The organism is Pirellulales bacterium, assembly GCA_035499655.1.
GTDB lineage: Bacteria > Planctomycetota > Planctomycetia > Pirellulales > JADZDJ01 > DATJYL01.
Window position 1 is genome coordinate 1 of record DATJYL010000207.1, and the last position, 21,283, is coordinate 21,283.

The 21,283-nt window shown below is 52.9% G+C and carries 20 protein-coding genes; 8 read left to right on the forward strand and 12 right to left on the reverse strand.

All coding sequences use genetic code 11. From position 1 onward, the window contains the following. Nucleotides 1–1,083: 1,083 nt before the first annotated feature. From VMJ32_15345 to VMJ32_15355, 3 genes are all read right to left on the reverse strand, one after another. Nucleotides 1,084–1,653: a hypothetical protein gene (locus tag VMJ32_15345; GenBank protein ID HTQ40399.1), complete on the reverse strand. Its 570-nt coding sequence runs from the start codon at nt 1,651–1,653 to the stop codon at nt 1,084–1,086. A 13-nt stretch (nt 1,654–1,666) separates the two neighbouring features. Further along, a complete protein-coding gene (locus VMJ32_15350) occupies nt 1,667–2,140 on the reverse strand; it encodes a YbhB/YbcL family Raf kinase inhibitor-like protein (GenBank protein HTQ40400.1) in 474 nt (157 codons plus the stop codon). Between the two features lie 499 nt (nt 2,141–2,639). Next, complete coding sequence (locus VMJ32_15355; protein ID HTQ40401.1) at nt 2,640–3,200, reverse strand: HEAT repeat domain-containing protein; 561 nt, start codon at nt 3,198–3,200, stop codon at nt 2,640–2,642. Between the two features lie 326 nt (nt 3,201–3,526). Here VMJ32_15355 and VMJ32_15360 point away from each other — a divergent pair, with 326 nt between their 5' ends. Then, the gene (locus VMJ32_15360; protein HTQ40402.1) at nt 3,527–3,910 is read left to right on the forward strand and encodes an STAS/SEC14 domain-containing protein; all 384 of its coding nucleotides are present in this window, start codon (nt 3,527–3,529) and stop codon (nt 3,908–3,910) included. Nucleotides 3,911–3,918: 8 nt separating this feature from the next. Here VMJ32_15360 and VMJ32_15365 read toward each other — a convergent pair whose 3' ends face one another. Then, nucleotides 3,919–4,605, reverse strand: coding sequence for a response regulator transcription factor (locus tag VMJ32_15365; protein HTQ40403.1), 687 nt, complete (start codon nt 4,603–4,605; stop codon nt 3,919–3,921). Beyond that, entirely contained in the window at nt 4,550–6,043 is a 1,494-nt protein-coding gene (locus tag VMJ32_15370; GenBank protein ID HTQ40404.1) for a PAS domain-containing protein, read from the reverse strand. The genes VMJ32_15365 and VMJ32_15370 overlap by 56 nt, the downstream gene beginning before the upstream one ends. A gap of 247 nt (nt 6,044–6,290) precedes the next feature. On the opposite strand from VMJ32_15370, the gene VMJ32_15375 reads away from it, so the two are divergent. The 5 genes from VMJ32_15375 to VMJ32_15395 all read left to right on the forward strand — a co-directional run bounded on the left by VMJ32_15375 (nt 6,291) and on the right by VMJ32_15395 (nt 9,871). Then, nucleotides 6,291–6,515 (forward strand): carbon storage regulator, encoded by a 225-nt coding sequence (locus VMJ32_15375; GenBank protein HTQ40405.1) that lies wholly within the window; start codon nt 6,291–6,293, stop codon nt 6,513–6,515. Between the two features lie 59 nt (nt 6,516–6,574). After that, nucleotides 6,575–7,042 carry an Hsp20/alpha crystallin family protein gene (locus VMJ32_15380; GenBank protein ID HTQ40406.1) on the forward strand — a complete coding sequence of 156 codons (468 nt, stop codon included), beginning with the start codon at nt 6,575–6,577 and terminating at the stop codon, nt 7,040–7,042. 238 nt (nt 7,043–7,280) lie between these two features. Next, complete coding sequence (locus VMJ32_15385; GenBank protein HTQ40407.1) at nt 7,281–8,123, forward strand: PDZ domain-containing protein; 843 nt, start codon at nt 7,281–7,283, stop codon at nt 8,121–8,123. A gap of 133 nt (nt 8,124–8,256) precedes the next feature. After that, on the forward strand, nt 8,257–9,435 hold the full coding sequence (locus tag VMJ32_15390) for a site-2 protease family protein (protein HTQ40408.1): 1,179 nt from the start codon (nt 8,257–8,259) through the stop codon (nt 9,433–9,435). Nucleotides 9,436–9,490: 55 nt separating this feature from the next. Further along, entirely contained in the window at nt 9,491–9,871 is a 381-nt protein-coding gene (locus VMJ32_15395) for a hypothetical protein (GenBank protein ID HTQ40409.1), read from the forward strand. A gap of 496 nt (nt 9,872–10,367) precedes the next feature. On the opposite strand, the gene VMJ32_15400 is transcribed toward VMJ32_15395, so the two are convergent. Next, nucleotides 10,368–10,829 (reverse strand): transposase, encoded by a 462-nt coding sequence (locus VMJ32_15400; protein ID HTQ40410.1) that lies wholly within the window; start codon nt 10,827–10,829, stop codon nt 10,368–10,370. Between the two features lie 138 nt (nt 10,830–10,967). Here VMJ32_15400 and VMJ32_15405 point away from each other — a divergent pair, with 138 nt between their 5' ends. Then, the gene (locus VMJ32_15405) at nt 10,968–11,942 is read left to right on the forward strand and encodes a hypothetical protein (GenBank protein ID HTQ40411.1); all 975 of its coding nucleotides are present in this window, start codon (nt 10,968–10,970) and stop codon (nt 11,940–11,942) included. A gap of 59 nt (nt 11,943–12,001) precedes the next feature. On the opposite strand, the gene VMJ32_15410 is transcribed toward VMJ32_15405, so the two are convergent. The 6 genes from VMJ32_15410 to VMJ32_15435 all read right to left on the reverse strand — a co-directional run bounded on the left by VMJ32_15410 (nt 12,002) and on the right by VMJ32_15435 (nt 18,621). Beyond that, nucleotides 12,002–12,406, reverse strand: a complete 405-nt coding sequence (locus tag VMJ32_15410; GenBank protein ID HTQ40412.1) for a hypothetical protein — start codon at nt 12,404–12,406, stop codon at nt 12,002–12,004. A 31-nt stretch (nt 12,407–12,437) separates the two neighbouring features. Then, nucleotides 12,438–13,490 carry a DUF1559 domain-containing protein gene (locus VMJ32_15415; GenBank protein HTQ40413.1) on the reverse strand — a complete coding sequence of 351 codons (1,053 nt, stop codon included), beginning with the start codon at nt 13,488–13,490 and terminating at the stop codon, nt 12,438–12,440. A gap of 287 nt (nt 13,491–13,777) precedes the next feature. Beyond that, entirely contained in the window at nt 13,778–15,475 is a 1,698-nt protein-coding gene (locus VMJ32_15420) for a hypothetical protein (protein ID HTQ40414.1), read from the reverse strand. Between the two features lie 251 nt (nt 15,476–15,726). Next, nucleotides 15,727–16,662, reverse strand: coding sequence for a chitinase (locus VMJ32_15425; protein HTQ40415.1), 936 nt, complete (start codon nt 16,660–16,662; stop codon nt 15,727–15,729). 66 nt (nt 16,663–16,728) lie between these two features. Next, nucleotides 16,729–18,030 carry a DUF5009 domain-containing protein gene (locus VMJ32_15430; protein ID HTQ40416.1) on the reverse strand — a complete coding sequence of 434 codons (1,302 nt, stop codon included), beginning with the start codon at nt 18,028–18,030 and terminating at the stop codon, nt 16,729–16,731. Between the two features lie 210 nt (nt 18,031–18,240). After that, nucleotides 18,241–18,621 carry a hypothetical protein gene (locus VMJ32_15435; GenBank protein HTQ40417.1) on the reverse strand — a complete coding sequence of 127 codons (381 nt, stop codon included), beginning with the start codon at nt 18,619–18,621 and terminating at the stop codon, nt 18,241–18,243. A 367-nt stretch (nt 18,622–18,988) separates the two neighbouring features. On the opposite strand from VMJ32_15435, the gene VMJ32_15440 reads away from it, so the two are divergent. Continuing rightward, a complete protein-coding gene (locus VMJ32_15440) occupies nt 18,989–21,271 on the forward strand; it encodes a DUF5696 domain-containing protein (GenBank protein ID HTQ40418.1) in 2,283 nt (760 codons plus the stop codon). Nucleotides 21,272–21,283: the final 12 nt, after the last annotated feature.

Genomic DNA, 21,283 nt, shown 5'->3' on the forward strand with positions numbered 1-21,283 from the left:
TCGCCGCCAGCATCGAAATCCAGAAATTAAATGAACGGCGCACGTTCCAGTCCGCCAACCGTCGGCTGCGATGCGTACTCATCGGAATCGCTGACAACCTGGCTTGCCACTGCGATTATTACCCTGTCCAGACAGAACTAGGATCATCTGGTGGCTCTTGCTCGCCCAGGTCGAACCGACCGGCTGACCCAGATTACCAGGCTTCTGTCACGCTCACCTTGGGCACTTTGGGAGCGAAAAACCGGAGAGAGGACTTTACCTCCCACCCGTGAGTGTACTGGATTTTGAGTCTTCGCTGATGATGTTGGGGATGATGTTGGGTTAGTGCGGCGTTGGGCGTGCGATTGTGTCGCAAGTCTTGCCTGGGTAACGGAAACGAACAAATCCACGTTGTGGTTGCATTGTAGTGCTGTGGCGACAGTGCGGGGCAATATGCTTCCCAATTTCTTCCCAATTCGGATCGCGGCGGCCGACATGACCGACGCGACTAAATTGCGATGCGCTTTTGATATTGGATCCGAATCGAGCGACTTCTCAAAGTCATCAACGATTTATCAGTCGCAAACAGAAATATACGATCGAGGCGACAACGACCAACCCGGCAATAATCCAATACCCGCCTGCAAACAAACCTGCCTTGGATGATAACGCTAAGCAATTGGCGCACGGCTCTGCTCGACCTGTATTCGGATTGACTAAAACAGGCGACCCACACTTTGGACATTGCCCCCAATTCTCATTTATATTTGCGGCCACCATGGTTGGATCCTGCGTTAGGAAAGCTTCAACGAACGAGCATTTCCGTATCAGGTGCTCTTCACCCACTCGCGAGCTTTGTGAATGTCTTTACTCTCGAAGTAGCAAATTTTTGCTGTTGAAAGTGGCTGCAAAAATTCTACATTCCTTTCTCGATTTGCTCTCGCCAACGAGCCCCATTGCTGGAAAGTCCAGTGGATGAGAGGAAAGGCTCTTGAAAAGCTTGAGGATGTCTGCCTGCAGCGTAACGTCAGTGGAGACTTTTCAATCGACCCCCTGCAAGACGCTCACATAAAGATCCCCGACGCCTTCCGCAGCGTGGTAGTCCTACTTTTCATGCCGATTCTTGCCGAACGAATCTTTCGCAGTGCCCTTGGCCTTCAGACGTCGGTTTGCCGAAATGGCAACTCCTCCCCGCAGTAGATCTCGCTTGACCGCTAACTTCCAGCACTTTTTTGCTTTCTCCAGATTTCCATTCTCAGCGAATAAATCCCCGAGTACAAGACAGAGCGTCGGGACACCTTCGAACTTTATTGCCAATTTGCTAGTGGCTCGGATCGCGTCGTCGCGAAAGCCAACTTTGTGAAAGACAAAGGCGGTATGCAGTTCCTCTGCAACTGGTTTTGATTCGCCGCTAAACGCCGCTTCAAGGATCTCGGAGCAAGCAGCGAAATGCTCCAAGCTTGCTTCACACTGGGCCAACATAATTTTCGCGCGGGGGCCACGATCAGTTGTCTTTGCCAGCGTCTCAAAAATGTGCCGAGCTTCGTGCAGCCGCCCAGCCTCAAATAACGCATCGCCCAAAGCAAAGGCGCGCGGAAAATCCAAGGTCAGCTTTTTGTCTCTGACCTCAAACGTATAACATTGAGTCGACTGATTCGGTTGTAAGTCACTCATGTCAGCCTCAGACTTAGCGATGGCTGCGGGCGTGCCCGAAGCAGCCCATTAACTCGGCGGTTCCTACGATGTGGGGTCGCATGGCACTTTCAACTTGTTTCCGACTGGCGCCTGCGGGAAGCTTGAGCGATTCTACGTCCAGGGCAAACAGGTGGAAAAAGTAACGATGGCGACCCTGATTTTGAGGCGCGCGAGGTCCACTGTATCCCACGTTTTGAAAGTCATTGCTGCCAGCGATACCAATCGTGCGGTCATTAAAGGGGAGTTCGCGAACTTCGGCAGGAATATCGAACAAAATCCAATGAGTGAAATGTCCCTTGGCAATGTCAGGGTCATCCATGATGAGAGCGAAGCTTTGCGAACTTCCAGGCGGACAATGCCAAGCCAAAAATGGGGAATAATCGCTCCCCTCGCTCGTATTGATTGTGGGAATTAAATCGCCCTTTACGAAAGCTGGACTGGAAAGGGTAAATTGCTCTCTGATCATGATGGCCTAGGACCTTCTGCCCAACATAGTACGATTGCGTCGTGCAATCTAAAGGTTTATTGAGGTCATGTGCCGTATGAACTTAATTCTGTTCCGGTTACTCCTCCGGTTCGTCCTGGAATGCCAAAACTCGACGACACTCATTAGCACAATTGTGGCAAGCGCTGACACAATTTCGAACCTGCATGGAATGGTACTGTTCGCACTCACTGGCACAGGCATCGCAGATTAGCGCACACAAACCGCAAACTTCCCGGGCAAACATTGAATCGCGTTTGACAAATCCAGCGGTCGTCCGGCAAAACTGAGCGCAATTGGCCGCTAATCGGCGACACATGGCTTGTTCCGGCATTATTCCGTTCGTCGGACGCTTGGTTCTCACTGCATGGCAAGCGTCTGCACAGCAATGGCAGGCTTCAACGCAAGATGTAAATTTCATGATCACGATCCCCGTAAACCATTGCGACTCAATAAAACCGAAGCAGTTCCTTGCTTAAATTTAATTGCTTTTGATTCTTTGCACTTTTGGCGCTGCGCTATTGTTATGTTTCTGCAATGTGTGTAATGCCGTTAACGCTGCGGGCGGAACCGACACTGCCGGCTCAAAACCGTTAAACAATGCCAACAGCGGCAATAGATATTCGCCTCCCATTCGATGAGCGAAGTGCGACAACACATGATGTGCACTATCTCGTACCCAAATGGAGTTGCCATGGGAAAGCAGCGCTAGCAAAGTCTGCTCCAACCCTTTCGCTCCCAGTCGAACGAGCCCTTGTGAGGCGACCCACCGGACATCATGATTCTCATCGTCCATGACTTCGGCGAGCGCGTTAGCCGCATTTACATCTCGAATTTGCGACAGTGCTTTTGCAGCTTCCCACCGCGCGTGAACGATGGGAGACTTCAACTCACGGATCAGTGGGACTATTGCTTCCCGGCCGAGAATTGTCAGTTTATTTCGTGCTCGCTCACGTTCGAGAGGATTGTCGCTCCGCAATGCAACGAACAAATCTTGTATGTCTGGCGGACTGCCCTCAAGAACTTTCTCCACTGCACTCATTTGAAGTCTCCTTCTAGGAGTTCATGACTCGTTTCACGGCCACTATTCTCTATACGCTCTAAGAGGCTGGTCAGGTCGTGAATCTGAACTTGGGACGCGACGTTGATCACAATTCCAGTGGCATAGCGGACTATGTAAGAGATTCCCTGAATCTGACGTCAGAAATTATCCGCGATGGAAAAAATGGGTACACATTGTGAAAGAACTAAAGCAGGCTTTATTGACCGAGCCCGAATTATAAAACTTCAAGTCCATATAATTGTGTGGCTGGTCGTTAGCAAAACGCCAAAGCAGTTCTCTGCGTTGCAATCCAAGGGAGGTGTACCATGTCAGTTGAAGTTTGCGAAATCAAGGAAGACAAAGCGATTGAGGTAGATTTAAGCGACAAGCTCACGAAGGAAGACTACGGTCATTTCCTTCCAGCTGTTGAGGCAGCGATCCAACGGCACGGCAAAATACGAATGCTAGTCGTGATGCGCGATTTTCACGGTTGGACGGCGGGCGCATTATGGGAAGACATTAAATTTGATTTTCGCCATTTCCGCGACATCGAGCGCTTGGCACTAGTCGGTCAAAATCGTTGGGAAGCGGGCATGGCCGTGTTTTGCAAACCATTTACCACTGCAAAGATCAAATATTTTGATCTCACGGCGATCGAAGAGGCAAAACAGTGGATTGGCGACGGCTTAAAGGCTTCGGTGACGCACTAAACTTACGTCTAAGATATCGTCGAGCTACTTCGCTCTAAAACCCATCGGACCGCACGCTGGATCAACTCCGGAATGGTTTCCGTTCCGAGTTTTTCTTTGATGCGTGATCGGTATGTGTCGACGGTTTTGCGACTCACGTGCATTTTGTTAGCAATGGCATCGGTGGTGAGCCCTTGCCCCATTAATTCAAAAGCTTGTAGTTCTCGATTGGAAAGCTGCTCGATTGGCGATCGGCTTTTTACCTGGTCGCCAACGACGGCATGTAGAATCTCGTTCGCGACCTCGCCGCTGACGTAGACCTTGCCTGACAGTACCGTGCGAATTGCCTCCAATACATGTTGAGTTGGTTGTGCCTTATTTAGATAACCATGTGCGCCAGCCCGTAAAGCACGCTCTGCATAGATATTCTCCGGGTACATCGACCACACAAGTATGCGCACGTCTGGATTTCGATGTTTAATACGCTGGATCAAATCGACGCCATTACAGTTCTTTAATGAAATATCGATAATCGCCACGTTCGGGTGAGTTGTCTCAAGCACGCTCAATGCGCCAGTGATATCTACCGCCTCGCCGCAGATCTCCAAATCAGGCTGCGTCGATATCTGGATCGCCAGACCTTCGCGGACAATGGGATGGTCATCCACGATCAAAATTCTCGCAGCCGCAGTGGCTGTGTTCTGCAGATTCGCCATTGGCACCTCGCTTGTTTGTTAACGTACATGTCACGCATGCGCCACCCGCCGCAGATTGACAGACATTGAGGGTGGCGCCGATTTGCTGTGCACGGTATCGCATGATGTGCAGTCCCATGCCGTCTCCGGTCATGGATCGGTTCGGATCAAATCCCAGCCCATCGTCTTGAATGGTCAATGAAAGCCCCCTGTTGGTGCGATGGAGACCCAGTTTAATGCAGCTCGGATGTCCGTGACGTAAAGAATTGGTGAGTGCTTCTTGCGCGATTCGGTAAAGATGCGTTGCTGCCTCGCGCTCCAGTGGTTGCACTGGCTCTGGACAGTCAAAGCATATTTCGATGCCCGCGTGTTGTCTGGTGTTCGTTACTAGTTCATCCAGCGCAGACCACAGTCCCAAGGTTTCGACCTGAATTGGCTCGAGACCATGTGATAGATTCCGGACTTGCTGGCGAATCCGATTCAGCCCGGCTGTAAGCCTGGCAACAATGCGCTGTTGCACTGCCGTTTTAGGAAGACTTTGCTCCAATGCGTTTGCCATCAGGCCGAGGCCTGTCAATTCCTGCCCCACGCTGTCGTGTAATTCGTGGCTGATGCGCCGTTGTTCTTCGTCGGAAATTTCCAGCACTTCGCGCTCCAAATCCTTGCGGCGTGTAATGTCGAATGAAACACCGAGGAAGCGTAAGGCTCGGCCATCTGGGCCATACAAATACCGCCCGACCACCGCAAGCCAAGTCGTACTGCCGTTGTCGGCACGGTGAATGCGGTACTCGGTGCTGAACAGCGAACGATTTTGGCATGCTTTGTCCTGCTCGTTCAGAACGCGCTCAACATCGTGGGGGTGCAGTAGGGACTGCCACATTTCCACGGAGGCTTCTCCGCCGACTTTTGGCTGATACCCCAGCATTCTGAAATGCGTATCGGACCAAATCGTCTTATGGGTCTCCAGGTTTCGATCCCATGTTCCCATTCCCGCACCTTCCATAGCTAAACGGAGCCGCTCTTCACTTTCGGCAAGATGCAGGTTTTTCTGGGCAATTTCCTCGGCACGCTTAACAACGGTCACTCCGGCGAAAGCAGTCAACCAAAGCGCGGTCAGACCCATCGCCATATTGCCGAGGGCAAATAGAAATGGCGTGCGTGGATGTGGCAGCATTGCGTCGCCGACAATGAGGATCGAACACACGCCAGCAGTAAGGGTGACGAGACGCGCTGAGTTAAACCATACCGGCACAAGAATTACCGGTAAGTATAGAACCCATACGTCCAGCACCAGGGGCGTGGCAAAATCTGTCACGGCCACCGCACCAATGTAGGCTGCGGCAGCCGCCAGAATGAGGTTTCGCGGTTTATGCTTAACAGGCATCTTCGTGAGAACTGCCCCCACAATTGCTTGGTGATCAAAGGGGCGCAGGAAGGTCAGCGCAAACTTCTTCTGCACGAATTATAGCGAATTGTGCGCCAAAACTAATAACGGCGTCAGCATATCGCAGTAATCTCAGACTTTTCCCTACAAAGCTACTTTCGACGATTCTGACATAAGTTCGCGAATTCTTCCGATTGAGGCCATTCGCCGCCAACCTAACAATGATTTTGGCGGCCTGATGATGTTGAAGGAATCAATTTGGGTAGGCCAGGCGTTTGGCCTCCGTATCTGAGTGTTTACCAGGCTGCCAAGGAGGATTGAGATGTTGGTTTTGACAAGAAAGGTCGGAGAAAAGATCGTCGTTGGAAATCGAATCGTCGTCGAGGTGCTTAGAACAAAAGGCGGGCGAGTGAGATTGGGCATTGACGCGCCACGCGAAGTTTGTGTTTACCGAGATGAGATTCGCGATCGTTTTAAGGCAGCCCAGCCTCAAGCGAAACTAAATCCACGTCCCAACCGATCAAGATTTTTTCCAGAGTTTGCCTGAAATCCGGAATTGAAGATAGAGACCCACCAACTGCCTAGACAGAGAAAAGGAGCATTAAAATGTCAACTGCAATCGCTGCACGCGAGCCTCGTCGTATTCGGCCATGGCTTCGACGAGGGCCACTGTTTTCATTGCGCGAAGAAATTGACGATCTATTCTCAAATTTCTTGAGCGAGGCCAGTGATAGTTGGCCAAACGGGTCAGCACTGCCGCCGCTGGATTTAACCGAAACCGATTCAAGCGTCGAAGTCCGCCTCGATGTGCCGGGCATTAAACCCGGGGAACTTGATATCCAGCTGACCGGCAACACACTCAGCATTAGCGGCGAAAGAAAAGAGGAGTTTGAAGACAAAGGCCGCACTGTGTACCGATCCGAACGGCGGATCGGTTCATTCTCACGCTCGATTACTTTGCCATGTGCCGTAAAGGAAGATCATGTCGACGCTCAATACCGCGACGGTGTACTCACGATCACACTCCAAAAAACCGAGGAATCCAAAACTCGTAAAATCAAAATTCGAACATAAGACGGACTCAGTTATCCGTCATTTATTTCAACCCAAGCCGCATCGACGACCGACAGACTCTTCCTTATAGGAAGCATCTGCATCCTAAAACCCTTATTGCAATTTAGAAATTGGAGGTGTTGTCACGGCAAACATGACGGCAGAATCGGGGAAAATAAGAACGAGCGCAAATTATGTTTATCTTTCGCTCAGCGTGAGCAGAGAATTGAGGCTTGAAATTATGAAAGGAGACTTGGTCATGCGACGGCAAATGATAACTTTGTTGGCGGTCGCCGGGTTAGTCGGTGTGGTAGGAGTGATTCTTGCGGCTGACAAAAGTACGTCCAAAAGTACGCCGCCCTTAAAAATGGTGGCGGCGAACTCAACGATGAAAACGGGCGCCAAAACACAAGCCTATTTGGGAATCGGCGTTGCCTCTTTGCCGCAGGCACTCGTGAGCCAGCTGCCTAGCGTACTGGGAGAAGGATTTGGACTGCTCGTTGCTAGCGTAGCTCCTGGCTCTCCTGCGGAAAAGGCGGGATTGAAGGCAGACGATGTGCTCATCACGTATGACGACCAACGGCTATATTCGCCTGAACAGTTCGTCAAATTGGTGCGGTACGATAAACCGGAACGGCAAGTCAAATTGGGCGTTGTGCACGATGGCAAATCGGAGGACCTTAAAGTCGATTTAGGCGAGCACTCGCCCGAGGCTAGCGAATCGCCGCAATCAATGGGAATGCATTGGCCAATGTCGATGCATGCCCAGCGACCGATGACGGCAGAAGATGAGGAAGCCAGTTGGAACAGCTTCGATTCTTTGTCGCTATCGCGCACTAGCAAGGATCAATTCAAAGCGGAAATCAAATACCGCGACGATAAAGGTAAGCTCGAAACCAAAGACTTCCAAGGATCGCGTGAACAAATTCGCAAGGATATTGACGCCGAGAAGGATTTGCCTACCAACGAGCGCGATCAATTGCTGCGGGCCATCTCCTTGGCGCGGAATCCCTGGGAAGCCGATTTTCCATATGTCGAATTCATCCCGAATAATGGAATCTTTTGGGATTTCTTCGAACCGGCACAACAGTCCAACCACTGACGCGCGGGGCAGCCCCCGGTGGTTGGTACATCAACCGGGAACGTCTCCGGCCGGGGGCTGCCGTTTATACTCGATGAGCTTCAATCTTGAAAATCGACTAAATTGTTAGTGCGGGATCAAACACAGGTGAGCCATGTCCGCCTACCGCTGGCGATTGTTCAAATTGTTTGGAATTCCCATCTCGGTAAACTTGAGTTGGGTCGTTATCCTCGCTCTCATCACACTGACGATATCTGCATCAATTCCCGCATGGACAAATGAATACTTTGGTGCCAGCGCTTCACAGCTTGTGCTGTGGCAGAGATGGCTTCTTGGATTGATTGCTGCATTGACCTTCTTTGCCTGTATCGTTCTTCATGAACTAGGCCACGCCTTAGTGGCCCGCTCCTGGGGTTTGCCAATTCAAGGCATCACGCTGTTTCTTTTCGGCGGAGTTTCGGAACTTAAAGGGGAGCCAACGTCGGCGGCGAGCGAGTTTTGGATGGCTGTTGCCGGTCCATTTGTGAGCCTACTCCTGGGACTGGTTTTTGGGTTATTGGCATGGTTGGGTTATCAGGCTGGCTGGTCTCCACCGATAGTCGTCGTGTTTGGTTATCTTGGCGCCATCAATCTTTTGCTGCTTGCGTTCAATATGGTTCCGGCATTTCCGTTGGATGGCGGTCGAGTGCTACGTTCCGCTTTGTGGGCGACTACGGGGAATTTGCGTCGGGCCACACACTGGGCGTCAGCTGCCGGGCAAGTTTTTGCCTGGCTGCTGATTGCCTGGGGTATCGTCCAACTTTTTGCCGGAAATTGGTTAGGAGGCATTTGGTTGGGATTGATCGGTATGTTTCTCAATGATGCCGCGCAAAGCAGTTATCGGCAGGTCATAATTCGCAATGCCTTGAGGGGAGAGCCCGTACGGCGATTCATGAATTCTCAACCGATTGTGGTGCCACAGTCTCTCGATCTATCTCATTGGGTTGAAGATTACGTGTACCGCTTCCATCACCGCGCATTTCCGGTAACGTCGAACGGACACTTGGAGGGATATATTAGCACACAAGAACATAGCAAAATGCCCCGCACCGAATGGATTCGGCGCACAGTGGGCGAGGTCATGCAGAGAAATTTGGAACCCATCGAAATTACACCGGAGGCCGATGCACTGGCTGCTCTTGGAAAAATGCAGCGTAGCGGCTGCAGCCGTCTACTGGTGGTTGAGCACGAACAACTCCTGGGAATTATCAGTGTGAAAGATCTCTTGCAGTTTTTAGATTTAAAAATGGAATTAGAATCGGGTGAAGACAACACCCTCGATCGGTGCACGTGAAAGAGCTTTCGGGCACTGATGAAGAATGGGCACCAGTAATAATATGGAGACCGCCATGAATTCACGGCTATTGGTGGCACATTCGGATGAGGAATTATTGAGTATCTATCAAAGCTTCTTTTGGGACAAAGGCTTCGAAGTCGAAGTCGCTGCGAACGTGGAGGAATGTTTGGTGACATTGCCCGAATTTGAACCGGATCTTCTCTTAATCGAACACGAACTGCGCGGCGGCGGCAGTGACCGGGTGATTTCCTTTTTACGTGACTACGAGCCAAAGTACGTTCCCTCAGTAGTACTTTTGTCCAATCATCGCCAACTAAGCGATCTAGAAATGTTCGTTAACCCGCCCATCTACGCTTGTTTAAAGATGCCCGTAAGCCATTACAAAGTCTTGGAGGCGGTTTGTAACCTGGGGGGTCTGCAGTTTGTTGAATAGGGGCTCTGTGTCAGTGCAATCCGTCGGGCCCGCAAAGGACAAGGCAAATACTGAAGTTGCATTAGCGTGTAACAATAGTTCGAGTTGACACAAAGTTGACACAGAATGGCTTACACAAGCTCACTATAACTGCCGCGCAAGTAAGATAACAAAAACGGTTTAATATCTGGGATAAAATTAATAGAGGAAGCCGCTAGAGTTTTTGCTGGCGGGTTGTGAAGCAGAGTTTCATGGCTTTTGGTTGCGTCTTTTCTGCCACCAGGCGTCGAGTGCTATACCAAATCCTAAGCTCACAATAATCCCTCTTCCAAGTTGCCGAGCGAAAAACCGATCTGATTCGTCGGTATAGGTCGGAAACGTGCAGATCACTGCGAATGCAGGAACACAAATGGCAATCCAAACAATTTTGTGAAAAAGTCGTACGGCATTCCCAGCGTCGGCTACTATTGCACTAGTGCGTTGTTGGCTACTGGGACCTTAGAACCACCGGACAAAACTAACTTTGATTGATCCAGGTACGATAACAGATGACTGCTGCGGCGAGGGTCAGGAAGGCCTGATGGACAAGCGGGTTTCGGTCCCAACGGGTGCGGAGTCGTCGGAACTGATGCAACCAACTTAGCGTGCGTTCGATGAACCAACGCATCGTTCCTAGACCGGCCTGGCTTTGTCCTCGATGGGGGATCAGGGGTACGATGCCGAGCCAACGCAGTAGTTGTCGTAGCGATTTGCAGTCGAACGCCTTGTCGGCGACCAGCGCCGTCGGCTTTTGCTTCGGTCGGCCCGGCTTGCCCGCGACGGCAGGCATCTCGATGACCAACGGCAAGCAGGTATTCACGTCATGTTGATTAGCAGGTTGCAATTGGACTACCAGCGGAATTTGGTGGTTTTGCTGACCGAGAATACCGCGAGCATCAAGTTTGCGGACCACCAGCTTATCTAACACCGCCGGTGCCATCTGGGTTCACTGCTTTCGTCGCACCCACGAATTTATACACAGCCCAGCGAATTTGTACTCAAAACGGATTTTGTACACAAAGCCCCCATCCGACTGTACTTTTGTATAGTATCGCAATCCCCTATTCCGATAGGCCACTTGGACGCCGATTGCTTCTACGTTTCCGCGGAGCGGGTACGCTACCCGTTTCTAATCGGTCAGCCCGTAGGCGTGTTGTCGAATCAAGGGGCCTGTGTAATTGCCCGGTCCTATGAATTGAAGGCTTACGAGGTCACCGTTGCGTTGCCAATCTGGGAAGCCCAGCCAAAATGCCCGCACGCGATTTACGTGAAGCGGGATTTTGAATGGTACGAGTGCTTGTCACGTCGGCTGCTAGGCATTTTGCAAACAGTCAGCCCAACAGTCGAATACTACAGCATCGACGAAATGTTTTTTGAGGCTGACGGCATTGACCCACGGCCATTGCAGCGACGGATTCTCAATGAAGTTGGTATCCCTGTCACCATTGGTATTTCTAAAACGCGGTCTCTCGCCAAGCTGGCCTCGGACAACGCCAAGCCGTTCGGCTGCTGGACCGCAACCAGCGATGAACAGATTGCCGAGTTGCTGGTTGATCGGCCCGTGGATGAAATTACTGGGATTGCCAAACGTAGCAGCCGCAAGCTGGCTCCCTACGGCATTACGACGTGTGCCGACTTTGCCCGGGCCGACCGCCGTTTAATTCGCAAGCTACTCACCAAAACCGGCGAATCGTTGTGGTGGGAATTAAACGGCCATCCTGTTACGCCAATCAGTACCACACGGCTACCGCACAAGATTCTTTCCCGTGGTGGGAGCGTCGGCAAAGCGACAGACGACCCAGCCCGCTGTGAGGCGTGGCTAGTCCGCAACGTGGAGCGGCTAATTGAGGCACTTGATTATCACCTGGTCTATACCGAGCAAATTGCCCTGGCGGTGGAGTACAAAGACGCCAGCGGCGACGGCCGCCCTTGCTCGATTCGGCCATCGGCGGCAAGTGGTTCGATCCGTTTCCATAATTCATCCGGTACCAGCAATTTGGCCATGACAATCCTCCTTGATCGGTCGTCTCTAAAACAAACGACATCAAGGTAACCACACGGCCAAAAATCAAAAATACGGTTTTGTTATAGCCTCCAAGCTAAAACTGACTCTTAATGCCGTTCAGTGAACGGTCCCGGTTGGCCATCCCACGTGAGATTGATAGTAATCGAATCGGTTGGCCCGGTGATTTCTTGGGTGAGTCCGGAAGAATCGAAGTCAGCGTACTTTTTCGGCGCGTGCCATTTTAAGATTTCTGCGCCGATCGGTTCGTGCGAGACAACCGTTACCCGGTGTTTTCCGGTAACCGCTCCGTCGCCTGATTCAAAGCAACTAAGGACAAACTTGCCGTCCTTATCGAGTCCGCCGCTAGATGCCCGCGAGTCCTTTGGGGCGAAGGTTACGTATCCGTAGGCCAACGGCTTGCCGTCGATCAATACATGACCGGAAACCGGAACCCGCACGGGGCGTCCGTCACCGCAGCCCATGGTTGCAATGAGTGCGCAGCCGGCTGCCATGCCCAACCATGACCGACCAAAAATCGTCCGATCACTGGAGATTGAAAGAATCTCCCTTGCTGATGGTAGCCATCGCATTGTAGTTTTTGGAGTCGATGGTATCGGTGAAGAACCGCACGTGGCCGTCGGCGAAAAGGAAATTGCCGCCGCCCACGTGGTCGCTGCCGAACGCGCCAACAATGTAAACGCCGCTGTCATTCCAAATGGGAGGCGAGGGGGTGGAAGAACCGGGAATTGTATTGAGCGGCAATTCGGTTGTACGCAATGAATCGAGATGTCGATTAGCGACGCTCCAAATGTTGCTGCTGACCGCCGTGTTGCCAGCGCGAATTTCGCCCACCAAGGCGGTTTTGCTGAGGCCATCGGTAATGTCGATGAAGCGTTTGGTGAGCAGATACACAAACGCGCCGGTGTTGTGGAGCTTTACCGGGTCGGCACTGTCGCCATTCGATGGGCCATTGGTGCCACTAACAAAGGCGTAGGTTCCCGTGGTGTAGAAGGGGCTAGCATTGGGGGCCTGGCCGTCGGGCGTAGGGAGTGTTTGGCTCGACGGGCAAACGTACACCGCTGGTCGTTGTGCCAGCCCATTCAGTTTGTTTGGATCCGTTTTCCAGGCCTGCATGGTGGGGTCTTCGGTGAGCAGTCGCTCCGAATCGAACGGGCTAAGCATGTTGTAGAGCAGTTGTTCTTCCAAATAGGGCAAAATCAGCACGAAGCCGCTCATGTTGCAATAGTATTGGAGCTGAGTGTTCGCAATTGCACATTCCTCACCGCGATAGCCATCGCAACCGTAACGGCCGGGGGGTAATCTTTTTTTGACGTTGACGTAGTTCTGGAGCGCCAAACCGATTTGTTTGAGATTGTTGGCGCATTGGCCGCGGTGGGCTGCTTCCCGCGCCGCCTGCACCGCCGGCAGCAGCAAGGCGATGAGAATGCCGATGATAGCAATCACCACCAGCAGTTCGACGAGCGTAAAGGCCGAGCTCCTTGTTCCCCTCGTGCCTCGCCGGCCAGTGTGGGGACTCGGCTCGAATAAGTTTTCCGTAATCAGACTTGTAAGCAAACTGTTACAGCTTGGCGACATTGGGATCAATGTGCGCGCCAACACTCCCGGCCGTCGCGACAGAGGTTGCATGCAACCGCTCCCAAGCAAGATAGAATCCCCAATAAACCGACCGATAAGCCCCTACAGTTATCGCTGAGTACCATTGCGATTTACGAAAAAAAAGCGACTAGACCCAAAAATTGACATAAAAATAGGGAAATAGCCAAACGTTCGGAATTTGTCATTCCAGGCTGAACCGATGTCGGCTTAGAGGCCAGGTCTTCACGTAGCAATATAAGAATCAACCACCACAAACGCTCCGTGCGCTAGTGTTTAACGCTCTTAGCAGGAAACATCTCCGCTGAGTTCGCTTCGTAGCCGATGTTCTGAAGCGCCTGCGGGCCTAGCCTTTCAGACAATTGCGCCAAATATAAACTTTGCGGCGAGACCCGTTTGCCTGGCGAATCCATAATCCCCAGCGTTAACTTCGGTTCTTTATCGAACGGTCTTGCGGTGGGCACGTTCTCGCCAATGCATCCGATCATCCAATTATCCACACCCGGCGGATTTTGGATGACAAACGACTTCGCGATGCAATTCCAGGCCACGGCCCAGCCCATCGTCCAACCGTGGCCAGTTCCCATTTCGCCACGATTCATGTAGTCGATTCCTCCGTTAGGCACCGTGCAATTATCTACCAGCATGCCCGTCGACCAGCGCATGTGCGGCTGGATGTGGCCATTGCCGTAAAAAGTGCAATTTAGCAGCACAATGGGTCCTGTTTGACCGCTTCCGGTCGCTGCATAAAACACCTCGTCCCCCTTGCCCGAACAACGGTCGAGCAGCAGTTGGCTGGCGTTGGTGCCGAAGTCAGCAGGCTTGGCCGCTCCCAACGTGTGCTTCTCGTGATTCACAACCACTTTCAGCAGCGTAATCCGTCGCCCTCCAATTCCGACTGAGTTCACCGTGTTGTCCATGGTCACATCTTGAACCCAGCAATCTTCACCGACGATGTGTAGGCCCGAATACGTGGCAGCCGTCATCTCCACAGCCTGGGGAGGCGAAGCGATGCGCAAATGCTCGATGCCAGCTTGCATCACCATCGCCGGCAGAATTACTTTTTCGACCGTCGCTCCCGGGGGGGGCAAGAATTTTGCATCGAAGCAGTCCGACAGCGGAATGTCGACCGTAATTGTATTCTTAGAGATGGCTACGATTTTCCGCAACGTTGTGATTGCACCCGTCACCCACGTTTCGTGACGGCCGGACCGAACCAGGTTGTCCATTTGCATGAATTTAACCCACGCCTCGGTCACGGGGCGATTGATGGCGATGGTATCGCCCACTGCAAAGTGCGTAGCGTTGGCCACAGTGAAGGTTGCTGTTCCCGAAGGCACATAGGCATCGGTAATTGCTGTCGGAATGGCCTTCACGGTGTGGGTGGTGGATTCGGGCATTTGCTCATCGGGATTTTGGTTCTCAATGTCGGCTGGCTTGACCCGACCTCGACCACCGCTAGTTCCTAAGGAGATAGCGGTGTGTTTGTCTCCCACCATTTTTATAATCGTGCCGGCCGCCCCACTGCCACTGCCGCGCAGCACGATACCAGTAGTCGAAATCGTGATCGGAGCAGAGCAGATGTATGTTCCCGGCTCCATGAGTACACTGCCGCGAAATCCGTTCTCCAGCGGCAGTTCCGAAACCGCATTGATTGCGCCCTGAATTGTGGCGGTGTCGTCCGCGCCGCCTGAAGGCTTCACCGTGGCTTTCACAGGAACATTCGGCAGCGCGACTCCGCCACCCATGTAGCCGGCTGTGGAAAAGTCCATAATTCGGTCTCCGGCCGGCGTTTTTTTGTACACCAATTTGCCGTCTGGGCCGGAATAAACCCATTCGCTCTTCGCTACTTTGTCTGCGCCTTGGGCGTGGGCAAAAGTTGAACCGTTGGCCAGCAACATGCATGCCAATAACTTAACGCAGGTTGCTTCGTACTTGTTCATCATGGCCATTGCAGGGCTTGCCATCTCACTATTTCTCCCACCGTAATTCGTATCTGTTTCACGATCCACATCTTGACGCTCGCGCTAAACTGAGGATTTCGCCGAATTGGGGACCGATAATCCGCTGCACAAGCGCCCTACGCCAAAACCGTTCCCGTCTCAGATCCCGCGCGCCGAACATTGCTGGTGCTTAGCAAGGACGGTAACATCCCAGTTCGAATTTCTCGACATCGCTGTCTACATGTCGCCAACCAATACTAACAATGCCAAGCAAGTCATTTCGACGTGAATGTATTGAACGCCTTGGAATAATCGAACGGCTGCTGCTCCATACCGCTGGCCATGTTGCCGGTCCCCTCTTTGCTAGGCTTGCCGCTATCGCGGTTGACCGACCAGAACGACAAACTGCACACCCAAGGATGCTCGCTGGCCCAATCTCTTACGGCCTTGGCATCGTCGACGGTGAACACTTCCAACCCTTTGTCACCCCCTTTGCCAATCATAGGCGTGATGCCAATTTGAATTGCCGGTTCGATTTGTTGGCACTGCTCGTGCGCTTTTAGCACACTAGCAATGCACACATCGCTAAGCTTTTTGTCCTTGGTAAACCGCGGACCAAAATACATGGTCATTACGTTCGCCGATTTTACATTCAATCCTTTCGCCTTGGCGTCGGTCAAAAGTTGTTGCGAATGTTTTGAAATGCCATTGGGATCGACCGGCAACGTGTAAGAAACCATCAGGCCCGGGTTTTTCGCCTGCAGTGCCGCCAGCGCAGTGTTACGGTGCTGATTAGCTTGGTCATCTTCAAGTTGCTTGCCTTCGATGTCGAAATCGAGCCAGGTGAATTTGTACCGATCGATCACCGATTGATACTTGTCTTGCAGCTTTTCCACAGCGGGCTCCACCAGGGCCAAATCTTTGCCCGCCTCGCCGCCGAACGACACAATCACGTCGCCGCCGCGCTGGCGGATGGCATTGATTTGATCGGCATACAAGTTCGTTTCCAGCGGAGTGCGGCCGTCCCAGGCCGGATTGTTCTCTTTGTCCGCAATAATAAACGCTAACGTGTAATACTTTAGCCCGCAGGCATCGTCGCAATCGGTCAACTTGAAGTGATCTCCTGAGCCCAAGTACATGTAGGGCGCAAACACGTGGGCGGGCCACTCGGCTCGAGCGGAACTCAGTGTGCAGATTGAAAAAGCACACATGACCGCAGCCTTGGGAAATGAAAAGGCATCATGTCGCACAAACGGTTTCATAATCACTTCCTCGTTTTATAGTTTCAAACGGAATCCGATGCGATTCAACAGCGCGGTAAGGCACAAAATGAAGACCGCGCAACCCACCGACCGACCAATGGCATTGGCCAAATGCGGCCCAGCCAGTCCCTCGTACCAATCATCCCAGCCTAAGAGATTAAAAACCGATTCCTGCATTTCGCTCAGCAAATACGCCAGCAGCACATTTTGGCCGGCGATTGACAGCGGTTTGGTAATAAACCGCACCCGCCACACATCGGCGATGAAGTAAAACAACAACCACAGAGCCGCCGTGATGGCGCTGGCCCATAAGCACCAGGCAGGCGTGGCATTGTTTTTGCTAATTCCCCAAAGCGGCGTAACTAGCATTGCCGCGACGACGAAGCCGGCAATAAACAATAACGTAAATCGACTGCGCGCAGCGTTGGTGTCGGTTTCGGGCGTCAGCAGTAGCGTGCCCAACAGCACTCCGGCCGTAGAAATGGAAGCCAGCGAGCCCAAGTCATCACCGATCCCCACAACACGGCTGAGCCAAAAGCCTTCGAATGCTCCCTTTTGATCCGCTGCAAACAGGCATAGCAGCAGAAAAACGCAGCCCAAAATCGCCGTTCGATTCGTGCGGAAGATGAGAAATACAATCGCTGCCACCAAATACGACCAGCCGATCAACCCCAGTATTCCGTACCAACTGGAATGAATGGAAAACGGCTCCAGCGAAATGATCCGCGTTCCCTTGCCATTGCGATACACGCAGGCCGCCCAAATCAAGCCTGCCGCGCCCAGTGCGCGAAGAAACAGCGTCAGGCCGCGACAAAAAGTTTTGGCGATTGTGCCCGCTGCGCTTCTGCTGGGTGGCGAAATGGAACAAAACGCCAGCAGCGCCGAAGCAAACATCAACATCGTCCAAGTGTTTTTCGACAGGCCCATTTCTTTGGCGCTGGGATGTGATTCGCCGTTGACCATCAAAATCCCTATGATTAACAGCGACACCGTGCGAACTATCACATGCAGTAACAGCTTCCAAACCGGTTCGCCTTTCGCCAAGCGGCCCGATAGGGCAATCGGAATCGACATCCCTACGATGAACAGAAACGCGGGAAACACCAAATCGACAAACGTCATCCCACTGCCGCCATGATGACGGTCGCTAAAATGCACCATCCAGTCGGGCACGACCTTCCCGGCGCCGGCCAGATCGTTCACGAAAATCATCGTGAACATTACCAAGCCGCGCAGCGCATCGACCGATTGCACCCTCTGCGGTACGGCTATTGCCGGCGCAGCATTATTGCCCATTGCCGAAAATATTGAGGCCATGGTCCGTAGCGTACCGTCTCAGGCCTCCCCAGGCAAATAGATTAGGCGGCACAATTATTCGACGCCGATCATTGCCATCGCCCCAGCGATTGCCAACGCCGTATTCCATATCACCGGCCAGCGCATCCGCCAAATGCCAATACGACTTGCACCAACTGCCTGAATGACCGGCACTCGTGGTTGATGCGTGGGGTCCACTGCAACATAAGGTCAGGCGGTTTGCCACGGGCGACGCGCCAACCGATCCGCGGCGGACGGTCCGGCGATCAGCCGCATCACCCCATGCCCCACGACTGTCATAATAACGTAGGTAGCGGCAATTGCGAGGACGGGCGCAATCCCCGGTGCGTAGGCGCCCCACTCCGGAAAATGCCGCATGTACCAGTAGTCCCGCGGCGGACCAATCACCGCTAATACAACCAGGACCACGGCCAGCCCGTGCCACCCGAACCGGCGGGCAATCCGCCAGGTGATGAGGAAGATGAAGCCACAGAATGTGAAGCCGATCATCATCAAAATCAGGTAGTAGGGCTCCCAGCTGATTGTAAAATGCCACCAACCCGCGCGCTCACCAAGACAGATGATGCCCAAGGCTACCACACCTAAAGATGCCCCCCCGGCCAATGCTCCCACAATGCGTAGGAGAGTTGCACGTGTCAGAATTGCCACGACTATCAAGATGACCAAATACAGCGCGTTAAACAAGTATAGTTGCTGCGTGGTCATTGATCACCAACCACTCGCCTAACCAAGTAAGAACGGCTGAACACACCATTGAATTGTTGCAAAGCCTCTCAATAGTATAGGAGCGTCGATCTTCGAGGAGCAAGCGATTCAACTCATAACCTGGCCCTCAAGTTTGATCTGCTTGGAATGAATGTTAACGCCGGACCAATGATTGTTGCTGCCCGCCTGTTGGATAGGTATTCTAAACGCGGTCTCAACTGAGGAGTAAACCATGTTGCAACTCGCTGCAGGGTTATTCGGTCACTTATCCGTGGTCCTGTGCCTGTCAATGTCGGCTTGGGCCGACGATGCTCAGCCGCCCTTGGCCGGCGTCGACAACACGGCTCAAGCTCCGGCCGCTAATTCAGCAGGTGCTGCCGCCAAAGCTCCGACTCAGGAGGAAATGTTCCAATCGCAGGATCAGCATGTGAAGCCGAAAATGGAAGTCGATGCTTCGGGATTAACGCCGCAGCAGATTTCCGCGAAGAAATTTCCGCGGTCGGAGTGGGGAGCGCCGGAAGTGGCCGTTGCGCACGAGGCAGATAATTGGATCCTGAAGGGGAAAAAACGCACCGTCACGCTCAACGCCAAAAACTTGGCAATGGAAATTTCCGCTGGGGCCAACGTTTGGAAAATGTTGCCCAGCCGCGCCGCAGATTTGCTAATCAAGGTGCAGGGCGTGGCTGATGCTCTGCATTTGGCCGATGCAGAGAACATCGACATTGTGCCGTACGACACCGGCTTCAAAACGGGCGTAAAAATCATCCTCAGCAACTGGAAAGGCACACATGGTCCTGTGGACCTGAAATTGTACTGCACAGTAGCGCTGGAGGGCGCCGACGAAGAATTGGTGTGCGAAGTAGCCGCCGACGAGCAGCAAGCCAAGATTTGGCAGTTGGATTGGCCTGGGGCGCTGGATGGCAGCGAGGTTGATTTTACGGTGCTGAGCAATGGTCGCGGGGCCTTGCTGCCGCGGAACTGGCCCAAGCCATATTTTCCCATTCGCGCCACCAACCCCGACGGCACCATCAAGCCAAGCGATACCAGTGAGGTTCAAAGCAACGTGATTGAAAGCTGGTCGATGTCGTGGTGGGGCTTCCAGAAAGGGCCGGCTGCGATGATGGTCATCGTCCAAACCCCAGACGACGCGGCCTATCAATTCGAGCATCCCGCTGGCGGACCCACGGTCATCGGTCCACGTTGGCGGGAGTGCTTGGGCCAGCTCACTTATCCCCGTAGCTGCCGATTTTGTTTTTTCGAAAAAGGCAATTACGTTGATCTGGCAAAGCGCTATCGCCGTTATGTGATGGATACGGGCCAGTTCGTGTCGCTAAAGGAAAAAATTGCCCGACAACCGATCGTGAAGGAATTAATCGGCACGCCGCAAGCGCGGGTAGACATTTTGACGAACATCAAGTCGGACAGTTTGCGTTACAAAAAAGATGATCCCAGCTTCAATCATCATGTCAATTCGTTCGACGATCGCGCCCAGGAGTTGCGCGGCTGGAAAGCGGAGGGAATTGACCACTTGCTGGTCGTTCTCACTGGCTGGCCCCGGGAAGGCTACGACCGGCAGCATCCCGATGAATTGCCTCCCGCGCCGGAAGCCGGGGGCTGGGAAGGGATGAAACGGCTGGCGGAAACATGTCATGAGCTAGGCTATTTGCTCAGCCTGCACGATCAATATCGAGATTACTATACCGACGCTCCCTCCTACGATCCGCAGTTTGCGGTTCACGAGGCAGACGATTCGCTACCGGCCAAGGGCTTCCCCGGCTCGCGGTTTGGCACGTGGAAGGAAGGGCCGCTGCCCTTCATGAACAATTGGGATGGCGGCACGCAAACGTATTTGAACAATCGGTTCATGCCGGGGCATTTGATCAAGACCTACCAGTGGCTCATCGGCCACGGCATTCATCCGCAGGGAGTTTATCTCGACGTTTTCGGCTACGTGCCTCCCGATGAAGATTTCAATCCGCAACATCCTTGCACGCGCACCGAAGCGATGCGGGCCCGGGCGCTATGCTTCAACTGGTCGCGGAATCACCTAGGATTTGTGGGCACGGAAGCGGGCTGCGATTGGACCATTCCCTACGTGGATTGCGTTTCGTCCATGTCTGTGCCGACGGGCCGTTATATATCGGTGCCGCTATTCAATTTGGTGTATCATGACGCGGTCATGACTCCCTACGCAGTTGTCCAAGCGACGCGGTCCAATCAACGGCCGGCCGCTTCCGGCGAACCGCACAAGCTGGAGCTGCGCGGATTTCTCAACGGAGGAATGCCGCAACTGGGGCCCATCGAAAGCCTAACCCCAGACGAGTTGGCCGCGGCGCGCCGTCTGAGTGCGCTGCACCAACGGGTGGCGTTGCTGGAAATGGTAAATCACGAATTTTTGGACGATAAGTTTCGCAAGGAGCGAACCACCTTTGCCGACGGGACCACGGTGACGGTCGACTGGGACGCCAATACCGTGAAAATTATGCCCGATTTGGACGAATCGAAAGCGCCCTAGGCGCCTATGTTC

Coding starts and splice junctions, on each gene's coding strand:
- VMJ32_15425 (HTQ40415.1), bottom strand. CDS start 16,662: ATGTGTGCTTTTTCAATCTGCACACTGAGTTCCGCTCGAGCCGAGTGG.
- VMJ32_15420 (HTQ40414.1), bottom strand. CDS start 15,475: ATGGCAAGCCCTGCAATGGCCATGATGAACAAGTACGAAGCAACCTGC.
- VMJ32_15385 (HTQ40407.1), top strand. CDS start 7,281: ATGCGACGGCAAATGATAACTTTGTTGGCGGTCGCCGGGTTAGTCGGT.
- VMJ32_15350 (HTQ40400.1), bottom strand. CDS start 2,140: ATGATCAGAGAGCAATTTACCCTTTCCAGTCCAGCTTTCGTAAAGGGC.
- VMJ32_15355 (HTQ40401.1), bottom strand. CDS start 3,200: ATGAGTGCAGTGGAGAAAGTTCTTGAGGGCAGTCCGCCAGACATACAA.
- VMJ32_15380 (HTQ40406.1), top strand. CDS start 6,575: ATGTCAACTGCAATCGCTGCACGCGAGCCTCGTCGTATTCGGCCATGG.
- VMJ32_15395 (HTQ40409.1), top strand. CDS start 9,491: ATGAATTCACGGCTATTGGTGGCACATTCGGATGAGGAATTATTGAGT.
- VMJ32_15440 (HTQ40418.1), top strand. CDS start 18,989: ATGTTGCAACTCGCTGCAGGGTTATTCGGTCACTTATCCGTGGTCCTG.
- VMJ32_15410 (HTQ40412.1), bottom strand. CDS start 12,406: ATGGCAGCCGGCTGCGCACTCATTGCAACCATGGGCTGCGGTGACGGA.
- VMJ32_15415 (HTQ40413.1), bottom strand. CDS start 13,490: ATGTCGCCAAGCTGTAACAGTTTGCTTACAAGTCTGATTACGGAAAAC.
- VMJ32_15390 (HTQ40408.1), top strand. CDS start 8,257: ATGTCCGCCTACCGCTGGCGATTGTTCAAATTGTTTGGAATTCCCATC.
- VMJ32_15345 (HTQ40399.1), bottom strand. CDS start 1,653: ATGAGTGACTTACAACCGAATCAGTCGACTCAATGTTATACGTTTGAG.
- VMJ32_15430 (HTQ40416.1), bottom strand. CDS start 18,030: ATGGCCTCAATATTTTCGGCAATGGGCAATAATGCTGCGCCGGCAATA.
- VMJ32_15360 (HTQ40402.1), top strand. CDS start 3,527: ATGTCAGTTGAAGTTTGCGAAATCAAGGAAGACAAAGCGATTGAGGTA.
- VMJ32_15400 (HTQ40410.1), bottom strand. CDS start 10,829: ATGGCACCGGCGGTGTTAGATAAGCTGGTGGTCCGCAAACTTGATGCT.
- VMJ32_15375 (HTQ40405.1), top strand. CDS start 6,291: ATGTTGGTTTTGACAAGAAAGGTCGGAGAAAAGATCGTCGTTGGAAAT.
- VMJ32_15365 (HTQ40403.1), bottom strand. CDS start 4,605: ATGGCGAATCTGCAGAACACAGCCACTGCGGCTGCGAGAATTTTGATC.